This is a genomic window from Halomonas llamarensis (assembly GCF_023555005.1).
In the GTDB taxonomy this organism is placed as follows: Bacteria; Pseudomonadota; Gammaproteobacteria; order Pseudomonadales; family Halomonadaceae; genus Vreelandella; species Vreelandella llamarensis.
In genome coordinates, this window is sequence record NZ_JAMJPJ010000027.1 from 1 (window position 1) to 21,653 (window position 21,653).

Consider the following 21,653-nt stretch of genomic DNA (forward strand, 5'->3'; position numbering starts at 1 on the left):
GCCCGTTTAAAATCGTATCGCGCCATAGCGACGCGCTACGATAAACTGAAGCGAAACTACGAAAGCATGGTGGCTTTGGCGTGCGGTTTTTTATGGCTCCCAATGTGAAACGTCAACAGGCCCTAGTAAACTTGTTATCCTTTTTTCTTTCTTATACCTAGTGGAGGTAGCGTTCGATGAGCCATACCCCGAGCCGTCAGGATTTCGATCACTATATGGCGCCCAATTACGCCCCGCAGCAGGTGATTCCGGTACGTGGCGAAGGCAGCCGTTTGTGGGATCAGCAGGAGAACGAATATATCGACTTCGCGGGGGGGATCGCGGTCAATTCTTTAGGTCACTGCCATCCGGTGCTGGTCAACGCGCTTAAAGAGCAGGGCGAGAAGTTGTGGCATCTCTCCAATGTGTTTACCAACGAGCCAGCACTGATGCTTGCCAAGGCGCTGGTCGAGCGCACTTTTGCTGATAAAGTATTTCTCTGCTCTTCCGGCGGTGAGGCCAATGAGGCCGCGCTCAAGCTCGCCCGCCGCTACGCGGTAGAGCACCACGGCGAGTACAAAGATAAAATTATCTCGTTTTATCAGTCCTTTCATGGCCGCACCTTCTTTACCGTGAGTGTGGGTGGCCAACCCAAATACTCCCAAGGCTTTGGCCCGGTGCCGGGCGGAATTCTACATGCAGAATTCAACGACCTAGAGAGCGTACGCCAGCTCGTGGGTGACGATACCTGCGCGATTATGGTCGAACCGATGCAGGGCGAAGGCGGCATCGTGCCCGCTAAACCCGAGTTTTTACAGGGCCTACGTGACCTGTGTGACGAACACAACGCGCTGCTGATCTTTGATGAAGTACAAACCGGCGTGGGCCGCAGTGGCGAGCTCTACGCGTATAAAAACTACGGCATTACCCCGGATATTCTCACCAGTGCTAAATCGCTCGGCGGCGGTTTTCCGGTCGGCGCGATGCTCGCCACTGACGACATGGCCAAGTCGCTGGTGGTAGGCACTCACGGCTCGACTTACGGCGGCAACGCGTTGGCGTCGGCGGTCGCGTTGGCGGCGGTGGAGTTTATCGACACTCCCGAGGTGCTAGAGGGCGTGAAAAAGCGTCACGACCTATTTCGCCAGCACTTAGACGCCATCAACCGCAAACACGGCGTGTTTAAAGACATCCGTGGGATGGGACTTTTAATCGGCGCGCAGATGGCGGATGCCTACGAGGGGCGCGCTAAAGATATCTTGCCACTGGCGATTGAAGAGGGGCTAATGGCGCTAGTTGCCGGCCCTAACGTGCTGCGTATGGCGCCTTCGCTAGTGATACCTGAAGCGGATATTCACGAGGGTATGGAACGGCTTGATCGCGCGGTTGCTCGTTTGGTCGCCCAGGAGTGAAAAAAACAGACATGAGGAGCCGAGGATGTTGATCGTCCGACCCGTCGAGACGCGCGATATCGACGCCTTAGCGCGACTAGCGGAAAACGCCACCCCACGGCTGACTAACTTGCCCGCCAGCCGTGAACGGTTGCTTGAACGTATTGCGCGCTCACAAGACGCTTTTATCAATGAGGTGGATGCACCTAGCAATGAGCACTACACCTTTGTGTTGGAGCATATTGCGATTGGTGATGGTGCTACTGAAGTACTAGGCACGGCAACCATCCGCGCCCAGGCGGGCGGTGCCGAGGCCTATTACACTTACCGTCAGGAGACGCTGATCCACGCCTCCCAGCAGCTAAACGTACGCCGAGAAGTGAAAACACTTTCGTTATCTCACGAGGTGTCTGAGGCGACGCTGCTGTGTGCGTTCTCGCTTGACCCACGCTACAAAGGCACCTACGCAGAAAGTCTATTGCGTCGAGCGCGGCTGATGTTTACGGCTCAGTATCCTGAACGTTTCTCACGCATTCTGGCCGTGGCGTTCCCTGGGTATCTCGATGCCCAGGTGCAATCGCCTTTTTGGGAGAGCGTCGGACGGCACTTTTTCGTTCGCAGTTTCCAAGAAATGAATCACATTGCCGGGGTGCGCTCGAAAAGCTTTATCGCCGAGGTCATGCCGCAGTTTCCGCTGTATTTACCCCTGTTGACGTGTGAAGCACGCGCGGCCATTGGCCGTGAACACCCGGCGCACAAAGTAGCGTTAGCAGAAATGCTAGCGGAAGGCTTCTCGCGTTCGCGCCACGTGGATATTTTCGATGCCGGGCCGATTGTCAGAGCCGAGCGCGAGCGTCTGGCCACGTTTCGCCATGCTGCCTGGCATCCGGTGCTGATACACCCCGAACACGCGCTCCCAGATGCGGAACTGGCAATGATTGCCAACCAAAAGCGGGGTGATGAGTTTCGCTGCCTTGTCGCGCGCTACGCGCTTTCGCCCACCGGTCAGCTGATGCTACCGCCTTTTTACGCCGAACAGCTCGGGGTAGAAGAAGGCTGCGCAGTGCTGGCAACGCCGTTAACCTTGCCAAGCGCCGTCGCTGAGTCCGATGAAGGTGCTGTGTTCAATGAAGGAGAGGTGTAATGCGTCTTCGACCCATTGCTCGCGACGATGTAGATGAGCTGCAGGTGCTGGCACAAGAGACCGGCGTAGGCTTTACGTCGCTGCCGAATAACCGCGAGTTTCTGGCAAGCAAGATTGAAACCGCCGCCCGCGCGTTTGAGGAACGCACCCCTAAGGACGACCGGCTGTATTTTTTCGTGCTGGAAGACGAAGAAAACGGCGACTTGGCGGGCTGCTGCGCGATTGAAGGCCAGGTAGGGCGCGAAGTGCCGTTTTACAATTACCGCCTGGGCACGCTTGCGCACTCCTCTACACAGCTGGATTTGCACCGCACTATCGATACGCTGTTTTTAAGCTCTGATCACACCGGCGATGCCGAGGTGTGCTCGCTGTTTTTGCGCGCGGAGTACCGCGGCGAAGCCAACAAGCATTTGCGCAACGGCGCGCTGCTATCGAAAGCCCGCTGGCTTTTTATCGCCCAGTTTCGCGACCAGTTTCCGGATAAAGTCCTGGCGGAAATGCGCGGCGTGTTCGACGACGACAATAAAAGTCCGTTCTGGGATAGCCTGGGCAAACACTTTTTCCCCATGGATTTCAACGAAGCCGACCGCTTAACCGGCTTGGGGCAGAAGAGCTTTATCGGCGAGTTAATGCCCAAGTTTCCCATCTACACCACGTTTATGTCCGAAGAGGCCCGCGCTTGCATCGGCCAGGTTCACCGCCATACGCGCCCAGCGCTAGAAATGCTCAAAAAAGAGGGGCTACGCTGGGAAGGGTATGTCGATATTTTTGACGGTGGTCCTACAGTGGAAGCCTACATTGATGACGTGCGCGCGATTCGTAACTCACGACTTTATACGGTGGAGGTCTCTCAAAATGCAGTACAGGAGAGTGTCAGCCGTTGGTTGGCGACAACGACGGATATGCTCGCCTTTACCGCTAGCTGGATAGGGCGCGCCCCGCACAATGACGACACCATTATGCTTAGCGAACAAGAAGCGAAGCGCCTGGGCGTTGCCACCGGCGATACCCTGCGGCTACTTGAAACCTAGGTGACGTTTACAGGAGAATTTTATGCATGCATTACAGCAGCAACTGATCAACGGCGCCTGGGTAACGGGTGCGGCAGAGGCGTTTACCAAGCACGACCCCGTATCCGGCGCGCGGCTCTGGCAGGGGGGCGCGGCGTCAAGTGAGCAAGTGGCTGGAGCGGTGGATGCCGCGCGCGGCGCTTTTCCCGACTGGGCGCGCACGCCCTTTGCCGAACGCCAAGCGCAAGTGGAGCGCTTCGTCGAGGTGTTAAAAAAACGCCGTGAGGATTTGGCTGTGGCGATTGCCAGTGAAACCGGCAAGCCGCTTTGGGAGGCGCGCACCGAAGTGGGTGCGATGATCGGCAAGGTGGCGCTTTCGCTTAAGGCTTACCATGAACGCACCGGCGAGCGGGAAAAAGACGTTGGAGGCGCCAAAGCCGTGTTGCGCCATCGCCCTCACGGCGTGATGGCAGTATTCGGCCCGTATAACTTCCCTGGGCATCTACCCAACGGCCATATCGTGCCCGCGCTATTGGCGGGTAATACGGTGGTTTTCAAACCCAGCGACCAAACCCCACTCACCGCCGATATTACGCTGCAGTGCTGGCGTGAGGCCGGGCTACCTGCCGGGGTGATTAACCTTGTGCAGGGTGGCGTGGCGGTCGGGCAAGCGCTGGCGGGCAATGCCGGTATCGATGGGTTGCTGTTTACCGGCAGCGCTAAAGTAGGCGGCATGCTACACCAGCAGTTTGCCGGGCAGCCGGATAAAATCCTTGCCCTGGAACTGGGCGGCAACAACCCGCTGGTGGTGAAAGATGTCCCCGATGAGCGGGCCACGGTGCTGGCTATCCTGCAGTCGGCGTTTCTTTCCGGCGGCCAGCGCTGCACCTGTGCGCGGCGCTTAATGGTGCCCCAGGGCGACGCCGGAGACAGGCTGATCGACGCGCTGTCTGACGCTATCGCCAAGCTACACGTGGCCGAGCCGTTCGAAGAAGACCCGGCGCCGTTTTATTCAGGCCTGGTCAGCGTGGCCGCCGCCGGTGGTCTGCTCAAGGCTCAAGAGTCGCTGGAAGCGATGGGCGGTACGGTGATCAACCGCATGCAGCGCTTGAAAGACAATACCAGCCTGCTAAGTCCCGCATTGATTGACGTGACTGGTTTAGACGTGCCCGATGAGGAGCACTTCGGCCCGCTACTGAAAATCCACCGCTACCGCGATTGGGACGAGGCCTTAGCGCTTGCCAACAACACGCGTTATGGGCTTTCCGCCGGGTTGATTGGCGGCGACACAGCCGATTGGGATGACTTTTTGCTGCGTATTCGCGCGGGCATTGTGAACTGGAATCGCCAGACCACCGGCGCGTCGGGCGATGCACCCTTCGGCGGTGTGGGCGATAGCGGTAATCACCGCCCCAGCGCCTACTACGCGGCGGATTATTGCGCCTATCCGGTGGCGTCCATGGAAGCGGAAACGTTGGAGATGCCCGATACGCTGCCGCCGGGAGTGAGTTTATGACTGTCCAGGAAGTGAATTTCGATGGGCTGGTGGGGCCCACCCATAATTACTCGGGCCTAGCCCACGGCAATGTGGCTTCTATGAGCCACAGTGGCCTGGTTGCCAACCCCAAAGAGGGTGCCTTGCAGGGGCTTTTGAAAATGAAGTCGTTGATGGAGGCGGGGTATCCGCAGGGCGTGCTGCCACCCCAACAACGCCCTGATGTCGGCGCGCTGCGCGATTTAGGCTTTAGTGGAGGTAACGGTGAGGTGTTGGCCCGCGCCGCCGCCGAGGCCCCGCAATTACTGCGAGCCGTCTGCTCGGCGTCCAGCATGTGGACCGCTAACGCAGGCACTATTACGCCCAGCGTCGATGCGCCGGATGGGCGAGTGCACTTCACCCCTGCGAACCTGCAATCGAGTTTCCATCGTTATTTGGAACCGACCACCACTGGCCGTGTGCTGCAGGCCATTTTTCGCGATGAACGGCATTTCGCCCACCACCCAGTACTACCGGCCACGCCGGCGTTTTCCGACGAGGGCGCGGCCAACCACACTCGCCTGTGTGGTGAGCACGGTGAGCTGGGCGTGTACCTATTTGTGTATGGCCGCCAAGCGTTTGGCGGCGAGCGGGAGCCAACACGGTTCCCGGCAAGGCAAACGCTGGAAGCCAGCCAAGCCGTGGCTCGCCAGCACGGGCTGTCTGATGCGCAAACCGTGTTTGCTCAGCAACACCCGGATGCTATTGATGCAGGCGTGTTCCACAATGACGTGATTGCCGTGGGTAACGGCCCCGTGTTGCTTTACCACGAGATGGCGTTTTTAGATGAAGCGCGCACGCTGGATGAGCTGCGCGCTAAAATGAGTACGCCCTTGATTCCGGTGCGCGTGCCATTGGAAGCGGTGAGTATGGAAGAGGCGGTAGCGTCGTATTTATTTAACTCGCAGCTACTCTCCAACCCGGATGGCACTATGACGCTTGTGGTACCCGGCGAATGCCAAGAGCGCGAAGCGGTCTGGCGCACTATCCAAGACTACCTGCTGGCGGGCAATAACCCCATCAGCGAAGTGATCGTCAAAGACGTCAAGCAGAGCATGCGCAACGGCGGCGGCCCCGCCTGCCTGCGCCTGCGGGTGGTACTAACAGGCGATGAACGCGAAGCACTCACCGGCCGCGTGCTGCTCACCGATGGTCTATACGATGATCTCACCGCTTGGGTGAATCGCCACTATCGCGACCGACTTGCCCCTGATGATCTCGCTGATCCGCAGCTGGCGGAAGAGTCGCTTAGGGCACTCGATGAGTTAACGCAGCGACTCAAGCTTGGCTCGGTCTACCCGTTTCAACGTGATACCACCGCGTAAGATTCGCGTTACTTTGCCAGAGACGCGTTACTTTGCCAGCGAGTAAGCGTAAAAGTGAAAGGTAAGCCACTCAAGCGGCGACCCTTGAGTTCCTCGCATTGCTCATAACGGATGTCGCTGAGAGAATGTGATATTACCATCACCGCAAGGAGTACCCGGGTATGAGAGCGCTGTCGAACATGGGGTTTGCTTTATTCGGTGCAGCGCTGGTGGCCATCAGTTACGGTCTGGCCCGCTTTGCGTTTGGCCTTTTTGTGCCCTCTATCAGTGCGGAGTTGGGGCTATCAGCGAACCTAGTCGGTATTATTGGGGCGCTGCCCTTTATCAGCTTTGTTATGGCGTCTCTGGTGGCGCCGATGGCGGCTGACCGCCTTGGGGCTCGCAACCTTGCCGTGCTTTCAAGTGTTGCCGGTGCGGGTGGCCTGGGGGTGATCAGCCAATCTGCAGATGTCTACATGCTGGGTGCTGGCGTTTTTGTCTGCGGTGTCTGCACCGGTTTTATGATGCCGGCCTTAACGGCGGCCATGCAGGCGTTAGTTAGTCGCTCCATGCATGGGCGCGTCAGCTCGATTCTGAATGCAGGCACTAGCGTTGGTGTCATCGTCGCGGTGCCCACGGTTGTTTTTTTAGCGGATGCTTGGCGATTAACCTATAGCATGTTTGCCGTGTTAGCAGGCTTGGGTGCTATTGCTGCCTGGTTTTTTATCCCCTCGGTATCGCGAGTCATTCCCTCGAATGCAGCACCGCCGGCGCCTATCACTCGGTCGCAGAGGTCGCGCCTGATCCGCCTCTCGTTGTTCGCTTTTGCCATGGGCTTTGTGTCGGCGGCGTATTGGGTATTTGCCCCAGACCTAGCGGTGACATTGGGCGCATTGCCAGCGAATCAGACCGGTTGGTTATGGTTTGCCGTTGGTCTTGCCGGTTTAGGCGGTGCCGTTGTGAGTGACCTGGCTGACCGTAATAATCCCCCTATCACGCAGGCCTTGATGCTGATGCTACTGTCGTCAAGTCTGGTGCTGTTAGCCGCAAGCCCAGACCGGTTGGTATTGGCGATGTTTTCTGCGTTGGTGTTTGGTCTTGCCTATATGAGCCTGAGCGGGCTGTACCTAATGACCGGTATCCGTCTCTTGCCGGGTCGGTTATCGGTCGGGCCGGTGTTGCCCTTTGTCGCCATCGCACTGGGGCAGGCGGTAGGGTCCCCGGTGATTGGTGTGCTGGTGGAAAGCGTTGGCTATGCGGATGCGTTTTCCATCTTTGCGACAATCGGCATTGTCACCGCGATTGTGTCGCCAGCGTATCCTGGACACATTGATTACTGGGCTGATTGGACAGAAACTGAAACGGAAGAAACGTCAGCTCCATGGGAAGAGCCTGAACCGGAGGAAACTGGCCTTCAGGCAGCCTATGATAATCAGTTGGTGGACGAAGACGGCGAGCCTCTAGATTTGGACCCCGACCCTGTCGTTGAGGAAGAAGATTCAGTCGCTGAAGAAACAGAGTCAGAGTCTGACAAAAACGACCAGCGTTAAACACGACGGGCAAGAATCCAACCGCTGGACCTGGAAGACCATGGGACAGCGGTCGGTTCGTCAACGGCGGTGATATAAGCTAACGGCGACATAAAATAAAAGGAGAAACGCTTGCCAGAAGTCGTATATTGGCTGGATATGATCGGGGTAATTGTGTTTGCGCTATCCGGCGTGGTTCTGGCCTGTCGCAAGCGGATGGACCCATTTGGGATGCTGGTGCTGGCAGCCGTGACGGGCATTGGCGGCGGCACGGTGCGCGATTTGGTGTTGGGCGTGCACCCGGTGTTTTGGGTGACGGACCCAACCTACCTGTGGGTGATTTTAGCCACGGTGGGTGTTTCGTTGATGGGGTTTCACTACATTCATCGCCTTTCGCGCGGCTTTCTTCCCATGGCGGATGCCTTTGGGCTCGCTCTTTTTATGGTAATTGGCACACACAAAGCGCTGTTTCTCGGCCACGCGGGCGTGGTCGCAGTGTTGATGGGCATGATGACGGGCGTAGCGGGTGGCATGATTCGGGATGTGTTGGCTCAGCGCGTGCCCATGGTGCTGCGCGAGGAGGTTTACGCCACGGCGGCCATCGCCGGCGGGACCGTTTACGTCGTACTGCATAGCCTGGAAGCGCCGCTAATGTTAACGATCACCGCCGCGCTGTTGACTACCCTGGCGCTGCGGCTGGCGGCGATTTACTGGCACCTTTCGTTGCCGGTGTTTGCCTGGGTAACCCTACCCCCCAAACCCAAAGCGGGCAGCGACGAAGACCCTTCGCTTTCTGCCGCGTGGAAAGCCCGGGAACGGGTACGTATGATTCGGCGCGAGCGCAAAAAACGCTGATGTTTTGTAAGCGCTATTGTAACTGCTGTTGCCGCCAGCGGTCGAACCAGCGCCGTGGTTGGAGCACCTGCAACGTAGCTTCGTTGTCATCTAGCGCGACGCCTAGCCCCAAGCGCCCTAAGCGAGCATAAAGCGCACCGTTGGCACGTTGATCCGCTAGTGTTAGGTCGGCGAGCATCAAAAGCGGCCCGCCGCTCAGCGTTAGATCGCTCAGCGTGAGTTGGTCGCCGTTCAAGCGCAGCTGTGCGTTGCCTGTCATTTCACGCACACTTAGCATTCGTCCAAGCCAGTCGTTGTCTCTGGCGCGGGCAAGAAATAGCCGCGCTAGCAGGCCGCTCCTTGGCCGTGTAACCCGCGCAGTATCAGCTCGCTTTCGAGGCTAGCCTGGCCATCTAAAAGCGCAATGCCAACCCCGTCAGGGAAGTAAGCGTTGTAACGGGTAATGTCTGGCACGTCGATAATCGGCAAGCTAACTCGGGTAGTAAAATGCTCCGGTTGCGGGTCCTCCATGGCAGCGCTAAAGGTATCCGTGCGGGTGGTAAGGGCGAGGTGGCGCCCTTCTACATGAGGGCGCTCATCGTCTTGGCGTTTAAGTGAAAAGCGGGGAATCTCAAGCGTTAGCTGCGCTTGCTCGCGGCTATCCAGCTGAGCGGTGAGTTCACCGCGCCCACGGGCTTGGTAGTCTAAAAAATTGACGCTTAGCGGGTTGGCATCCACTCGGAGGCGTGTCGGCACGGTGAGTTGGCGGCCGTGAAAGCCACCCTGAGCAAAAAGTTGCCCTTCACCGCTTATCGCCAGCCCATGAGCGGCGGGTAAAAAGGCATTGAGAAAACCTAGGCGTTCGACGCGGCCCGATAGCGAAAATTGCCCTCGCGGCTCGTCATTCTCGCGCTGAAAGCGTCCTTTGTGCAGCGTCAGGGTGCTCGTGAGGCGCTCCTTTCGGTTGGCATCGGCTACTTGCCAGCGCAGTTGGCTACTGCTCAGGTCCAGGTGGCTAGCATCGAGTGCCGCATCGCGGATGGCGAGATCAAGCTGCATGTCGCTGGTTAAGCGGTGGATGCGCTCGCCCGCCTGCCAATCGGTGACCCAGCGGTTTCCCGCAAGCGCCACCTCACCGCTTAACGATGTCGGTGTCAGCGTTAACTGACCGTGGCTTTGGGCCTGCCCGCTCACCAACCGTAGCGGTGACGGCTCGGGTAAGAACGGAGCCACATAGGGCTGCAACACCGCGATATCGGGCAGCGTGGCGTCTTGCCAATGCAACGTGACCTCTTCGGGCGCTTCCAAACGGTCAAGACGGCGGTTCTCTAGCGAGGTGGTGAGTTGCAGTTGGGTATCGGTGGCATACGGCGTCTCGGCCAAGCGTTGATGGATCGTGACGCCGTTGAGCCGCGCGCTCAAGGAGAGCGTGTTCGGCATGTCGTCGGTAACCGCTAGGGTGATAGTGCCGTCACCACGGGCGGTGTGAACCGCGGGGCGGTGTTCCCAAGGCGTTGCCTCGGCGGTATCAGCGGCATCAGCGGGGGTGCTTAGGGCTGCCTCGTCGACATTGAGCGTCAGCGCCGGTGCGTTCAAGGTGAGTTGGCTGCCAGCCTCGAGTTGGCCATGCGTGAGTGTGATGGTGCCCTCAAGCTCGCCGCGACCGTTGACGGCAAGCCAAGGCAGCGCCTTGATGTAGGGCATAAAAACGTCCCAGGCATCGGCGTGGGCGCTTAACTCGGTATCGGCGGAGAGCGCCGCCGCAAGGTCGGGGGTTAGAGTGCCGTCGGCGGTCGTCGGCGTTACTGGGTCCAGCGAGGCGTTGGCGTTAAGGTGAATATCCCGTGCCAAAATGGCGCCATCGCTTTCACGCCGAACGTGCCCGTGGGTTAAGTTCAGCTCAGCATGGGGAACAGCCAGAGTGTCGCGGCTGAGGGTGGTTTGGCTGACGCTGAGGCGTCCGTCGCCCTGTAGGTTAATATCACCCAGACGCAGCTTGCGAATACCGTTCGCTTCTAAGGTAGCAATGTGCAGCTCGCCGCGCAGCAGCGCCAGTAGTGAGAGTTCGAGCGTGGCGCGGTCAGCTTCGACGGAAAGCGCCAGCGTGTCATTATCTCGACTCAGCTTCAGCCCTTCGACCTCCCAGCGGCCGGGGTAATGGCTGCTGCCTTGGTCCCAGCGCACCTCCACGCCCTCTATTTGCGAAATGCGTTTAGGCAGCCATTGACTGTTGAGCAGCCAGTAGCTGCCCGCCAACCATAGCGTTACCAAACCGAGGGTAAGCGCTAGTGTTATCGCTAGCCATCGTGGCCACCGCCTTTTGGAAGAGAGTGGGGCGGCTTTTTTTTCTGACGTTGTCGTTGGCATACGGGCGCTCTAAAAGACGGCTCCTGTTAAACGCGGTTTTATGGCATGATGCGCGGCGTTGTTTATGATGGACAATTAACTTTAACGCTAGGCAGGCAGCAAACGCCATGTTCAAGGATTTTTACGCGCAGCACGGAGAGTACGTGGTGATCTCCGCTGAGCAGGCCAGTCGCTTCGCCAAGGGCGTTGCCGGTGACTACAACCCCATTCATAATTCGGATGCACGACGTTTTTGCGTGCCCGGCGATCTGCTGTTTGCGCTCGTGCTCGAACGCTTTGGGCTATCGCAAACGATGGATTTCCGCTTTTTGAGTATGGTGGGCGCGGACACGCCCCTGCGCTTTCATGAAGCGGATGACGGTTCGATTCACGTCAGCGACGAAGACGGTAAGTGCTATTTACAAGCGACTCGTGGCGGCGCCACTACCCACGAAGTGGCCGCCGTTGATGCGTTTGTGCGCTGCTATGTGGCGTTTTCCGGCAAAAACTTCCCACACTACTTAAAGCCGCTGATGGAGGAGCAGGGGGTCATGTTCAACCCCAAGCGCCCGTTGGTCATCTACGATAGCATGGGGTTTACTTTGGAGCGGCTCGAAGGTTTGTCACCCGGCCTTTCGCTGACGCGCTCCTCGCTTGAGGTGTTGGGCAAACGCGCCGATGTACTGCTGGAGTTTTCCATCCAATCTAACGGCGAAGCAGTTGGATGGGGCTCGAAGAAGCTCGTGGTTAGTGGCCTTTGTGATTACGACGCTGAGGCGATGGAGGCGATTGTCGCTGAGTTCTACCGCCTAAAAGCAGCCTACGAAGTCTCAGCCACCTAGACCTTAGACTACACCACCACGGTGACCGGGCAGGGAGCGAGCTCAATCACTTTTTGGCTCACACTGCCCAGTAGCGACTCCCGCCAGTGGCCCAGGCCGCGTCGTCCCATCACAATCACCGGACTGTCGTCGCACTTTTGTGCGTGGTCGGCGATGGCTTCGTCGTAGCGTTCGGCATGCAAGACGGTATCGTGGATGCCCATCGGTACGTCTCCTAGTGCTTGGCGGGTGTTGGTTAATACCCGTTCCGCTTCAGGCTCGCCGCTATCTAGCGGTGGCAGCTCACCAGAGGGCTGACAGTAAATAATCTCGACCGGGATATTGCCGCTGCGGGCTAAATCGCCTGCTAGGCGTGCGGCGAGGTCGCTCTCTGCAGAACCGTCTGTGGGGAGGAGAATTCGCCCAATATAGGCCGTCTTGGTAATCTCAGCGTCGGCGTGCAAAACGGTTACGGGGCCTTTAGCGCGGTGAACCACAGCGTTGCTGACACTGCCTTTTACCCACTTGCCAATTTCGCCTAAATGTCGGGCTCCCATCACCAACTGGGACGTTTTATGCTGGCGTGCATGTTCGACAATGGCACGCTCGGGCTGACGAACAAAGTTTGTGCCACGCAAGCGTATCTCTTCTACTCTCAGTTCCGAGGCAAAGGGAAGATCTTTGAGCGCGCGGCGGGCCTCGGCAAAAGCGACATCCGCTTTGGCGTCTTGCTGCTCACGGTCAAAGTCCACTTCACCCTCGCGGTTAGCGGGTAAATCGCTCAATTCAGCGGGGTGTAAGGGCAATACGTTAACAAGCTGCAAGGTGGCGTGGTGAAGGCTCGCAAGCAATGCGGCGTGGCGCGTGGCGGCGTTGGCCTCTTTGGACCCGTCGATGGGTACGATGACCCATGAAATCTGATCACTCATCCAAAGCTCCTTGCGTATCTTTTCAGCCGGTCCGGCCTCTACGTCGTTAGGTTAAGCGGGTGCCATCAACGTTTCCACTGCGGTCGGGCGGGTGTGGCTAAATTCAGCGCACGGCAGAAGGAGCATTGACCCCACCCTGAGAATCTTGTTTACTCGCGTAATGGTCGTTGACGCTTACGTCAACTTACTGCTATATCCTTTTATCTATAACAAGCATAGATTCCTAACAAACGTAGATTTAACAAACATAAAGACAACAGGAGAAACTGCATGTCCGTTCGCGAAATCCCCATGTACATTGATGGCAAGCCGGAAATCTCGCAAAGCCAAGATTGGCATGATGTGGTCAACCCAGCGACACAAGAAGTCGTGGCGCGGGTACCGTTTTGCACCGCTGAGGAAGTTGAGCGCGCGGTGGCAAGCGGCAAAGAAGCGTTTAAAGCGTGGCGAAAAGTGCCACTGGGTAAGCGCATGCGCATTATGCTAAAGCTACAAGCGCTGATCCGCGATAATACCGCCGAGCTTGCCGCACTCATTACCGAAGAGCACGGTAAAACCCTGCCAGACGCGGAAGGCGAAGTGGGCCGCGGGCTGGAAGTGGTTGAGCATGCTTGTTCCATTACCTCGCTGCAGCTTGGTGAGCTTGCAGAAAACGCCGCCAATGAAGTCGACGTTTATAGCATGCACCAGCCGCTGGGCGTTGGGGCAGGTATCACCGCGTTTAACTTCCCGATCATGCTGCCGTGTTTTATGTTCCCGCTGGCCATTGCCACCGGTAACACCTTCGTGCTCAAGCCCTCCGAGCAAGATCCAAGTTCCACCATGCGTTTGGTCGAGCTGGCCCACGAAGCCGGTGTCCCGGCGGGCGTGCTGAACGTAGTCCACGGCGGACCGGATGTAGCGAACCAGATCGCCGACCATCAAGACATCAAAGCGCTGTCGTTTATCGGCTCCACCCATGTGGGCTCGCTACTGTATAACCGCGCCGCCGCAGCGGGTAAGCGCATGCAATCGATGATGGGGGCCAAAAACCACTGTGTTGTGATGCCGGATGCCAACCGCAGTCAGGCCATCAACAACCTGCTAGGGTCAGCCTTTGGTGCCGCCGGGCAGCGCTGCATGGCCAATTCCGTTGTGGTCCTTGTAGGCGATGCGCGCGAGTGGCTGAATGATATCGTCGAGGGCGCGCGCGGCATGAAAGTTGGCCCTGGCACCGAGCGTGATGCTGACCTTGGCCCGCTGGTCTCGCCGCAGGCTAAAGAACGTGTCGAGCGGTTGATTACCGCGGGAGAAAAAGAGGGCGCCAAGTTAATGGTGGATGGCCGCGGTTGTACGGTCGATGGCTACCCCGAAGGCAACTTCGTTGGGCCAACTCTCTTTGCCGACGTTAACGCTGATATGACGATTTACCGCGAAGAAGTTTTCGGCCCGGTACTGTGCGTGGTTAGCGTGGAAACGTTGGATGACGCGATTGAGTTCATCAATGCCAACCCCAACGGCAACGGCACCTCAATCTTCACCAACTCGGGTTGGGTGGCGCGCCGTTTCGAGACCGATATCGATGTGGGCCAGATTGGCATCAACGTGCCGATTCCCGTGCCGGTCGCTTACTTCAGCTTTACCGGTTCGCGCGCCTCCAAGCTTGGCGATCTCGGCCCTAATGGCAAGCAAGCGATTGCCTTTTGGACGCAAACCAAAACGGTTACCGCGCGCTGGTTTGAGCCGGAGAACGTCTCTAGCGGCATTAACAGCACGATTTCACTAGGCTAATCGCATTGAGCAACAGGCCATAAGTGTGAGAAACAGCAAAGCCCCGCGTGCGGGGCTTTGTTGCATGGACGGAGAAATATGCTGTACAGGCTTAAACAGTCTCAAACAGTGGCGTACTTGCTATGAGTAAGCGCTTAAACGGTTCGAGCTGGCTTTCGTGCAATATCAGGAGCGTTTTTTCTGTGGTGAAGTGGCGCCCTGGCGGAATCAAGAACGCGAATTCCCCATCTTCTAAGTGAAACTCGTGAATTTCGCGCATGCCTTGGGACGTGCGGCACTGACTACTGCGGTAAGCGTCATCCTCACCGTATACGAGGCGGTGATACATTTTAAACAGGGTATAAAGCGCAAGGCCGCCCTCAAAGGAGGGCCAGCGTGCCGGCCGGGCTTTAGTTTCATCGTCCAGCGGTTGACCGTCGGCCTCGGCATCAGCGATAGCGTCACTCAAAGGCTTGGCCAGAAGCGAGCCCTGTTGTTCGGGAAATGCCGTGTTGTTTTTCATCGCTTCAGTAAATTCATCTGCCGCGCGATGTAAATCGGTTATGTCGCTGAGCGGGTATTCCACGAATTTAAGATCGACGGGCTCGCAGCCGCCGTTCTCCCAGCCGTGAATCACGCGTAGCGTGAGAAGCTCGCGCTGCATCGGGCGAACGGCCAGCAGATAGAGCATCACACGAATATGCAGCTGTCGCTCGTGGCTATCGTTATCAAATGCGTGGTAGGGGTCGGCAAATAGCTCGTGAAGACGCCCGGGGGTATGTTCCTTCGCTTCGGTATAGCGCATGAGGCTTCCCTATAAACTCACGGTGGCGCAGCGTAGCGCCTTTATAGCTGATCAGAGTCGATATATGACCAATGCAAGACTCGTTTCAGTATGGCGAGCCTAGCGGCAGATTAAAAGAGCCAAACCACTGAATTATGCGTTTGTCTTAGCTTTTTTACGTAAACGGCACCCGCAAATACGCTATGTGAATTCCACAACAATAAACGGAGTTTTTATGACGTCATCGATTAGCCGGTTTAGTGTCCCAGAATCGCTTGAAGCGTTGCCTGACGATGTTCGTGACACCATACTGGCCGTGCAGGAAAAAGCCGGTTTTGTGCCCAATGTGTTTTTGATGCTGGCGCATCGCCCGGCAGAGTTTCGCGCCTTTTTTGCCTATCACGATGCGTTAATGGAGCGTGAGTCGGACACCTTAACCAAGGCAGAAAAAGAGATGATTGTGGTGGCGACCAGCGCGCGCAATCGTTGCCTTTATTGCGTCGTCGCACACGGTGCGCTGGTGCGTATTTACAGTAAAAACCCTGAGCTTGCCGATCAGGTAGCGGTGAACCACCGTACCGCGCCGATTAGCGAACGCCATCGCGTGATGCTCGACTTTGCCATGTACTGTGGCGTGGAGGTCGGCGAGTTGACCGATGCGTGGGAAGAGCGGCTCACCCATGTCGGTTTTACCCGCGAAGATATCTGGGATATTGGCGCCATTACGGCGTTTTTCGGCCTATCGAATCGACTCGTCACCCTTACCGGTACGCCGCCCAACAAAGAGTTTTACCTGATGGGGCGTGTGCCACGGGAGACGTAACGCGGTGGCAATGGCTTTACTGTCTGCGCCAATTGCGTAACCATACTCAGTACGGATAATTCCGTCACACAACTTAATTCACTGTCGCCAGGGGAGCCCACTTGGGCTGAGAACGCACACACTCGTGCTGACCCTGGAACCTGATCCGGTTCGTACCGGCGGAGGAAGTGCGACATGCCTTACCTAACCACTGCGGCATTGGCCGCGGCACTTTTCTGCTTTGCTTATCTTGGTCTGCGCGCGCGCCGCGCTGACGGCCTGCTGGATGATTACGTCACCGCGCGTAACTCCCAATCGGCGGGCACGCTGGGGCTTTCGTTTTTGGCCTCGGGAATGGGCGCGTGGATTTTGTTTGCGCCGCCGGAAATCGGCGCTTTTGTGGGTCCGGTAGCGCTCGCCGGTTACGCGATTGGCTCGGCGCTGCCATTTATTGTGCTTGGCCTTTATGGCCCCAAAATCCGCCAGGCGTTGCCGCAAGGGCGCAGCATTGCCGAGTTTGCCGAGGCCTGTTACGGGCGCGGCGTGCGGCGCTGGGTGTCACTGGTGTCAGTGGCCTATATGGCGTGTTTTCTCGCCGCCGAGTTAACCGCTATTGGGGCGATTACCTCGCTTTTATCCGATGTGCCGCCGGCGCTAGTGATCTTGGGCGTGGCGCTGACAACGTTGGCTTACACCGCCGTGGGCGGCCTGCGGGCAAGCCTTGCCACCGACCGTTGGCAAGCGTGGTTGTTAATCGCGCTATTGCTGATTGTGGGTGGCGTCGCGCTCACGGCACTGCCTACGCTGCCGCAAACCGCCTCAATGCCAAGCGCTCCGCTAGGGAGTGCCTTGAGCGTGGCGCTGACTCTGGTGATTGCGGTGACCGCGGCAAACTTGTTTCACCAAGGCTACTGGCAACGAGTATGGGCTGCTGAAAATAACCAAAGCCTGGGGCGTGGCGCCTGGCTGGGTGGCGGCGCAACGGTGCTGGTGGTGATGCTGATTGGCAGCCTGGGAATGCTCGCGGCGATGAGCGGTGTCGCCCTGGGTGAGCCGCCGATTCCCTTTTTTGCGCTATTAAGCGAGGCGCCGGGCTGGCTGGCGCTACCGGCGCTGATACTGGCGGTGACGCTGGTGGCCTCCAGTGTCGATACGCTGCAAAACGGCATTGCATCGCTAGCGGCGGGCAATAGCCGCCAAAGCCGATGGTCGCTGGCGGCGGCGCGCTGGGGCACGGTTGCGCTGATGGTGCCAGTCGTCGTGGTTGCCCTGCAGGGGCTCTCTGTGCTGCGTTTATTTTTGATTGCAGACCTGCTTTGCGCAGCGATCGTGATCCCTGTACTGCTCGGGTTATGGCGGCGGATGACCCCGCTGGCGGCGGTGGCCGGTGGCGTTGCCGGTATGCTCGGCGCTATTCTCCCTGGCTGGGTGGCGCAAGGCAGTTTAAGCGCCGGGCTGATGGCGGCGAGCTTCCCCAATAGCATTCCCACGCTGCCGCCATTTTTAGGCGCATTGGTCGCTTCTACATTCGTTAGCGTATTAATGGCAACAGTGAATCGGGCGCGCGTTGACAGAAAGTCAGCCTAACGGCAGAAGTGAGGCGTCTAACGCGTTATGCTGGCAGAAAATAACAGCGTGTTCGTCGCTTCTATGCTTGATTACCCCGTACCTAAAAATGAAGCCCAGCGTTTGGCTGCGCTACACCAGCTTAAGTTGCTGGATACCCCCGATGACCCGGTGTTCGACCGGGTCACGCGGCTGGTTACCCGGCTGCTTGACATTCCGACAGCGATCGTGACGTTGATCGATGCCGACCGTCAGTGGATCAAGTCGCGCGTGGGCTTTACCACCCGCGAAACACCGCGAAGCGTCGCGTTTTGTTCGCACACCATCGCCGAGGGCGCCCCATTGGTGGTAGAGGATGCCCGCCAAGACCCACGCTTTAGTGCCAATCCGTTGGTTGACTGTGACAACGGCATACGCTTTTACGCTGGCATACCACTGCTTACGTCGGAAGACTATGCGATCGGTTCGCTTTGTGCCATGGATACGCAGCCGCGTTACTTACACGAGGACGAGCTCTCCGCACTGAAAGACTTGACCGCCATCTTGAATGATGAGATTTGCCTGCGTGAGCATTTGACTCGCGAGCAGCAGCGCCGCGCAGCATCACAACGCGAACTCGACGCACTTCACAAAAGCCTCGAAGAACAGATCGAGCGACGCACCCGCGAGCTGAATCTAGTGATTGAAGCGGCGTATGACGCCTATATCAGCGTGGATGACAATCACCGTGTGCTGGATTGGAACCGTGCGGCGGCGGCGATGTTTGGCTGGACGCGCCAAGAGGCGCTAGGCCAACTACTGCAAGCGTTGATTTTTCCTCATGGTGTACCTGAATACGACGACACGACGACCATCGAAGTTAATACTTGTCGCCGTGATGGTCGTGAGATGCCGGTTGAAGTGCGCGTCAAGTCGCTATGCGTTGAGGGCAAACATCGCTATAGCCTCTTTGTCCACGACATTGCCGAGCGCCGTCAGCTAGAGCAGCTGCGCGACCGAGAGGCGCGGGAAGATGCGCTCACTCTGCTACCCAATCGCCGTGCGCTAGACGAGCGGTTGTTCGATGCGATGGCCAGAGCGCGGCGGCTTAAACAGCCGCTCGCAGTGTTGTTTTTAGACCTGGATGGGTTTAAGGCCGTGAATGATGAGTACGGCCACGCCGTGGGCGATGAACTGCTGCGTGAAATTGGGAAACGCTTGCGCCACAGCGTGCGCGAAACCGACTATGTCGCGCGCTGGGCGGGTGATGAGTTTGTGATGGTATTAGAAGGGATGTCACCCGACGCCATGCAGGGGCTTGGCGAAAAGCTGATTCATACTATTGAAGCGCCGATCCGGGTGGGAGAATTGTCGCTTTATGTCAGTACCAGCATCGGCGTGGCAATCTACAGGCCAGTGTGCGAAGAAACGGCGCAAGAGCTGTTAAAGCGCGCTGACGTGACCATGTACGACGCCAAACACGCGGGCAAAGCGCAAGTGAAAATCGCACAGCAAGAGTAAACATGAGGCAGGTGCCACGCTTTGCGCCAATCTCCTTAACGTACCGCGCGGCGCCTCTTGTTAGCCCCATGGCGATGCCGCGAAAGTTTGTTATCGTCGTGATCTGATTATCGACAACGAAGAGGAGTCAGCCATGGCAGATAACACCGCTAACCTGCCCACTCGCATGGCCGCTATGGTACTGACCGGGCACGGTGGCATTGAAAAACTCGAGTACCACGACGACGTGCCCGTCCCAACGCCAGGGCCGGGCGAGGTGCTGGTGCAAGTGACCGCCACCGCTAAGAACAACACCGATCGAAAGGCGCGCGAAGGGCTTTACCCGACCAAAGATAAACAGGATGTAACCTCGTTTGCCATGGGCGGCGAGCCGACGCTGACGTTTCCGCGCATTCAAGGGGCGGATATCGCCGGGCATGTGGTCGCCTTGGGCGAGGGCGTTACCCCCTCGCACTTAGGCGAGCGCGGCCTGTTGGATTTCAATCTCTACGCGGATGCACGCCGCGATATTAACCTAACACCGGATTACTACGGCCACGGCGCGGATGGCGGCTTTGCCGAGTACGTTGCGCTGCCAGCGGATCAGTTTTATGCCATTCCCAGTCCTGAACTCAGCGACGCCGAACTTGCCGCCATGGGCATGTGCTCCTACCAGACCGCCTACCATATGATGACTGCCGCCAAGGTGAGCAGCGGCGAGCGCGTACTGGTGAGTGGTGCTAGCGGCGGCGTAGGCACGGCGTTGATTCAGCTATGCCGTGTGGTCGGGGCTATTCCTTACGCGGTGAGTCAGCCCGATAAAGCCGATGCGCTGCTTGAGCTTGGCGCTGAGGCGGTGATTGATCGCGGCGATTTGCCAACGTTCGTGGACCGTGTGCTTAAGGCAACCGGCGGCGCGCCGATTGACGCGGTGATGGACTTGGTCGGCGGTGAGATGACGCATCTGTTTATCGACACCATGATCCAGGATATGAAAGCGCGCACCACCTACCCGCGCCTATCGATTGCCGGGGCCAGCGGCGGCAACGTCAGCGAGATGATGTGGACACGAATTTACCTCTATCAGGTGCAGATTTTCGGCGTTTCCCACGGTACCCGCGAAGAGGCCGACCAGCTGATGGCGTGGATTCGCCGCGGTGATCTTAAACCGGTACTGCACGCGGCATTCAAACTTTCCGAGCTGCACGCCGCCGAACGTTACTTCGTCAATCGCGACAGCAACTACCTGGGTAAAATCGTGATCGTCCCGGACAGCCAGTGGGATACCCACGGCGCCCCGTTTGCCCTTAATACCTCTAACGAGTCAGTGAGATGCCGGTTAAAGCGCGCTGACGTGACCATGTAAGAAGCCAAACACGCGGGCAAAGCGCAAGTGAAAATCGCAGCGCAAGAATAAAGATGCACGCCGAGTGGCTGAATTTTCTCACGGCTGGATTTTCTGTGCGTAAAACGGCCGCTCTGACGGCGTGACCAAGACAAAGACGCCAGTCCATCCAATAAGGAACGAATCATGCAGAATTGCGGTGGTACTGATGGACAGTGCGCGTATTGCAGTGGCGGCACACCGTTTGAATTCTCGATGGCTTTTCAGCCGATTGTCGACGTTGTCCGTCAAGACATCTATGCCTATGAAGCACTGGTACGGGGCATGAATGATGAATCCGCCTTTTTTATTCTTAACCAAGTAACCGATGAGTTGCTTTATCGCTTTGATCAGGCCTGTCGCGTCAAAGCCATCGAGCTCGCCAGTCAGCTGGGGATGGACCGGCCGTTGTCCATTAACTTTTTACCCAATGCGGTTTATGAACCTGAAGCATGTATCAAGGCAACGCTGGATGTGTCTGAGCGTGTGGGTTGGCCAATGGATCAACTGATTTTTGAGATCACAGAAACCGAGAAGGTGCGTGATCGCCAACACATCAAAAATATTGTCGATACTTATAAAGAGATGGGCTTCACCGTCGCGCTGGATGATTTCGGCAGTGGCTATGCCAATCTGGACCTACTGACCACGTTATCGCCTAACAAACTCAAGATTGATCGCGAACTGGTCATGAACTGTGACCACGATCGCCGGCGCCAATCGCTTTTAACAGCGCTGGTATACCTGGGGCGTTGTCTTGGTATGACACTAATTGCCGAAGGTGTCGAAACCGTCACGGAAGCGCGCTGGCTGATGGACGCAGGTATCCATTTACAGCAAGGTTTTTTCTATGCAAGACCAGCCTTTGAGCATATCGTCAGGGATCTTCAAGACGCGTTTGAAGCCGTTCATCAAGCGCCTGCTGCCCGTCAATCATTAACGGATTATCCTGAGATGCATTGATTCGTAACGACACGGGCACCATACAGGCCGCTGCCGTTCACGTTTCCTGTCGTGATGACTGCGTACGTTTTAACCGCGAAATCCTGGAAGGGCGAGACAAGATGC

The 21,653-nt window shown here is 57.5% G+C and carries 18 protein-coding genes, 1 pseudogene and 1 riboswitch; of the genes and pseudogenes, 15 read left to right on the forward strand and 4 right to left on the reverse strand.

All coding sequences use genetic code 11. The features are described 5' to 3' along the window. The 8 genes and pseudogenes from M8006_RS13720 to M8006_RS13755 all read left to right on the forward strand — a co-directional run. Nucleotides 1-108: pseudogene (locus M8006_RS13720) on the forward strand (IS5/IS1182 family transposase); the annotation flags it as partial. A 68-nt stretch (nt 109-176) separates the two neighbouring features. Then, a complete protein-coding gene (locus M8006_RS13725; RefSeq protein WP_250083157.1) occupies nt 177-1,391 on the forward strand; it encodes an aspartate aminotransferase family protein in 1,215 nt (404 codons plus the stop codon). Nucleotides 1,392-1,416: 25 nt separating this feature from the next. Beyond that, nucleotides 1,417-2,514 (forward strand): arginine N-succinyltransferase, encoded by a 1,098-nt coding sequence (locus tag M8006_RS13730; protein ID WP_250083159.1) that lies wholly within the window; start codon nt 1,417-1,419, stop codon nt 2,512-2,514. Beyond that, nucleotides 2,514-3,545, forward strand: coding sequence for an arginine N-succinyltransferase (astA, locus tag M8006_RS13735; protein WP_250083161.1), 1,032 nt, complete (start codon nt 2,514-2,516; stop codon nt 3,543-3,545). Before M8006_RS13730 ends, astA begins: the two co-directional genes overlap by 1 nt. A gap of 22 nt (nt 3,546-3,567) precedes the next feature. Further along, complete coding sequence (gene astD, locus M8006_RS13740; RefSeq protein ID WP_250083162.1) at nt 3,568-5,040, forward strand: succinylglutamate-semialdehyde dehydrogenase; 1,473 nt, start codon at nt 3,568-3,570, stop codon at nt 5,038-5,040. Further along, the gene (gene astB, locus M8006_RS13745; RefSeq protein WP_250083164.1) at nt 5,037-6,383 is read left to right on the forward strand and encodes an N-succinylarginine dihydrolase; all 1,347 of its coding nucleotides are present in this window, start codon (nt 5,037-5,039) and stop codon (nt 6,381-6,383) included. Before astD ends, astB begins: the two co-directional genes overlap by 4 nt. A gap of 161 nt (nt 6,384-6,544) precedes the next feature. After that, nucleotides 6,545-7,912, forward strand: a complete 1,368-nt coding sequence (locus M8006_RS13750) for an MFS transporter (RefSeq protein WP_250083166.1) — start codon at nt 6,545-6,547, stop codon at nt 7,910-7,912. A 111-nt stretch (nt 7,913-8,023) separates the two neighbouring features. Beyond that, nucleotides 8,024-8,746, forward strand: a complete 723-nt coding sequence (locus M8006_RS13755) for a trimeric intracellular cation channel family protein (RefSeq protein WP_250083168.1) — start codon at nt 8,024-8,026, stop codon at nt 8,744-8,746. A 13-nt stretch (nt 8,747-8,759) separates the two neighbouring features. Here the strand turns inward: M8006_RS13755 and M8006_RS13760 are convergent, their stop codons facing one another. Together M8006_RS13760 and M8006_RS13765 are read right to left on the reverse strand one after the other, a co-directional pair. Beyond that, on the reverse strand, nt 8,760-9,005 hold the full coding sequence (locus tag M8006_RS13760; protein WP_250083170.1) for a hypothetical protein: 246 nt from the start codon (nt 9,003-9,005) through the stop codon (nt 8,760-8,762). 65 nt (nt 9,006-9,070) lie between these two features. Then, entirely contained in the window at nt 9,071-11,092 is a 2,022-nt protein-coding gene (locus M8006_RS13765; RefSeq protein WP_250083171.1) for a translocation/assembly module TamB domain-containing protein, read from the reverse strand. Nucleotides 11,093-11,199: 107 nt separating this feature from the next. On the opposite strand from M8006_RS13765, the gene M8006_RS13770 reads away from it, so the two are divergent. After that, nucleotides 11,200-11,913, forward strand: a complete 714-nt coding sequence (locus M8006_RS13770; protein WP_250083174.1) for a DUF3581 family protein — start codon at nt 11,200-11,202, stop codon at nt 11,911-11,913. An 8-nt stretch (nt 11,914-11,921) separates the two neighbouring features. Here M8006_RS13770 and M8006_RS13775 read toward each other — a convergent pair whose 3' ends face one another. Further along, nucleotides 11,922-12,821: a universal stress protein gene (locus M8006_RS13775; RefSeq protein WP_250083176.1), complete on the reverse strand. Its 900-nt coding sequence runs from the start codon at nt 12,819-12,821 to the stop codon at nt 11,922-11,924. A 270-nt stretch (nt 12,822-13,091) separates the two neighbouring features. Here M8006_RS13775 and M8006_RS13780 point away from each other — a divergent pair, with 270 nt between their 5' ends. Further along, entirely contained in the window at nt 13,092-14,591 is a 1,500-nt protein-coding gene (locus tag M8006_RS13780) for a CoA-acylating methylmalonate-semialdehyde dehydrogenase (RefSeq protein WP_250083178.1), read from the forward strand. 91 nt (nt 14,592-14,682) lie between these two features. On the opposite strand, the gene M8006_RS13785 is transcribed toward M8006_RS13780, so the two are convergent. Further along, nucleotides 14,683-15,375: a hypothetical protein gene (locus tag M8006_RS13785; RefSeq protein ID WP_250083180.1), complete on the reverse strand. Its 693-nt coding sequence runs from the start codon at nt 15,373-15,375 to the stop codon at nt 14,683-14,685. Nucleotides 15,376-15,589: 214 nt separating this feature from the next. On the opposite strand from M8006_RS13785, the gene M8006_RS13790 reads away from it, so the two are divergent. From M8006_RS13790 to M8006_RS13810, 5 genes are all read left to right on the forward strand, one after another. Continuing rightward, nucleotides 15,590-16,177, forward strand: a complete 588-nt coding sequence (locus M8006_RS13790) for a peroxidase-related enzyme (protein ID WP_250083182.1) — start codon at nt 15,590-15,592, stop codon at nt 16,175-16,177. Nucleotides 16,178-16,256: 79 nt separating this feature from the next. After that, nucleotides 16,257-16,362, forward strand: a riboswitch (TPP riboswitch). Then, nucleotides 16,352-17,743, forward strand: a complete 1,392-nt coding sequence (locus tag M8006_RS13795) for an SLC5/6 family protein (RefSeq protein ID WP_250083184.1) — start codon at nt 16,352-16,354, stop codon at nt 17,741-17,743. Its footprint overlaps the riboswitch before it by 11 nt. 27 nt (nt 17,744-17,770) lie before the next feature. Further along, entirely contained in the window at nt 17,771-19,222 is a 1,452-nt protein-coding gene (locus M8006_RS13800) for a sensor domain-containing diguanylate cyclase (RefSeq protein ID WP_250083186.1), read from the forward strand. Nucleotides 19,223-19,355: 133 nt separating this feature from the next. Further along, nucleotides 19,356-20,567: a zinc-binding dehydrogenase gene (locus M8006_RS13805; RefSeq protein ID WP_250083188.1), complete on the forward strand. Its 1,212-nt coding sequence runs from the start codon at nt 19,356-19,358 to the stop codon at nt 20,565-20,567. Between the two features lie 165 nt (nt 20,568-20,732). Then, nucleotides 20,733-21,548 (forward strand): EAL domain-containing protein, encoded by an 816-nt coding sequence (locus tag M8006_RS13810; RefSeq protein WP_250083192.1) that lies wholly within the window; start codon nt 20,733-20,735, stop codon nt 21,546-21,548. Nucleotides 21,549-21,653: the final 105 nt, after the last annotated feature.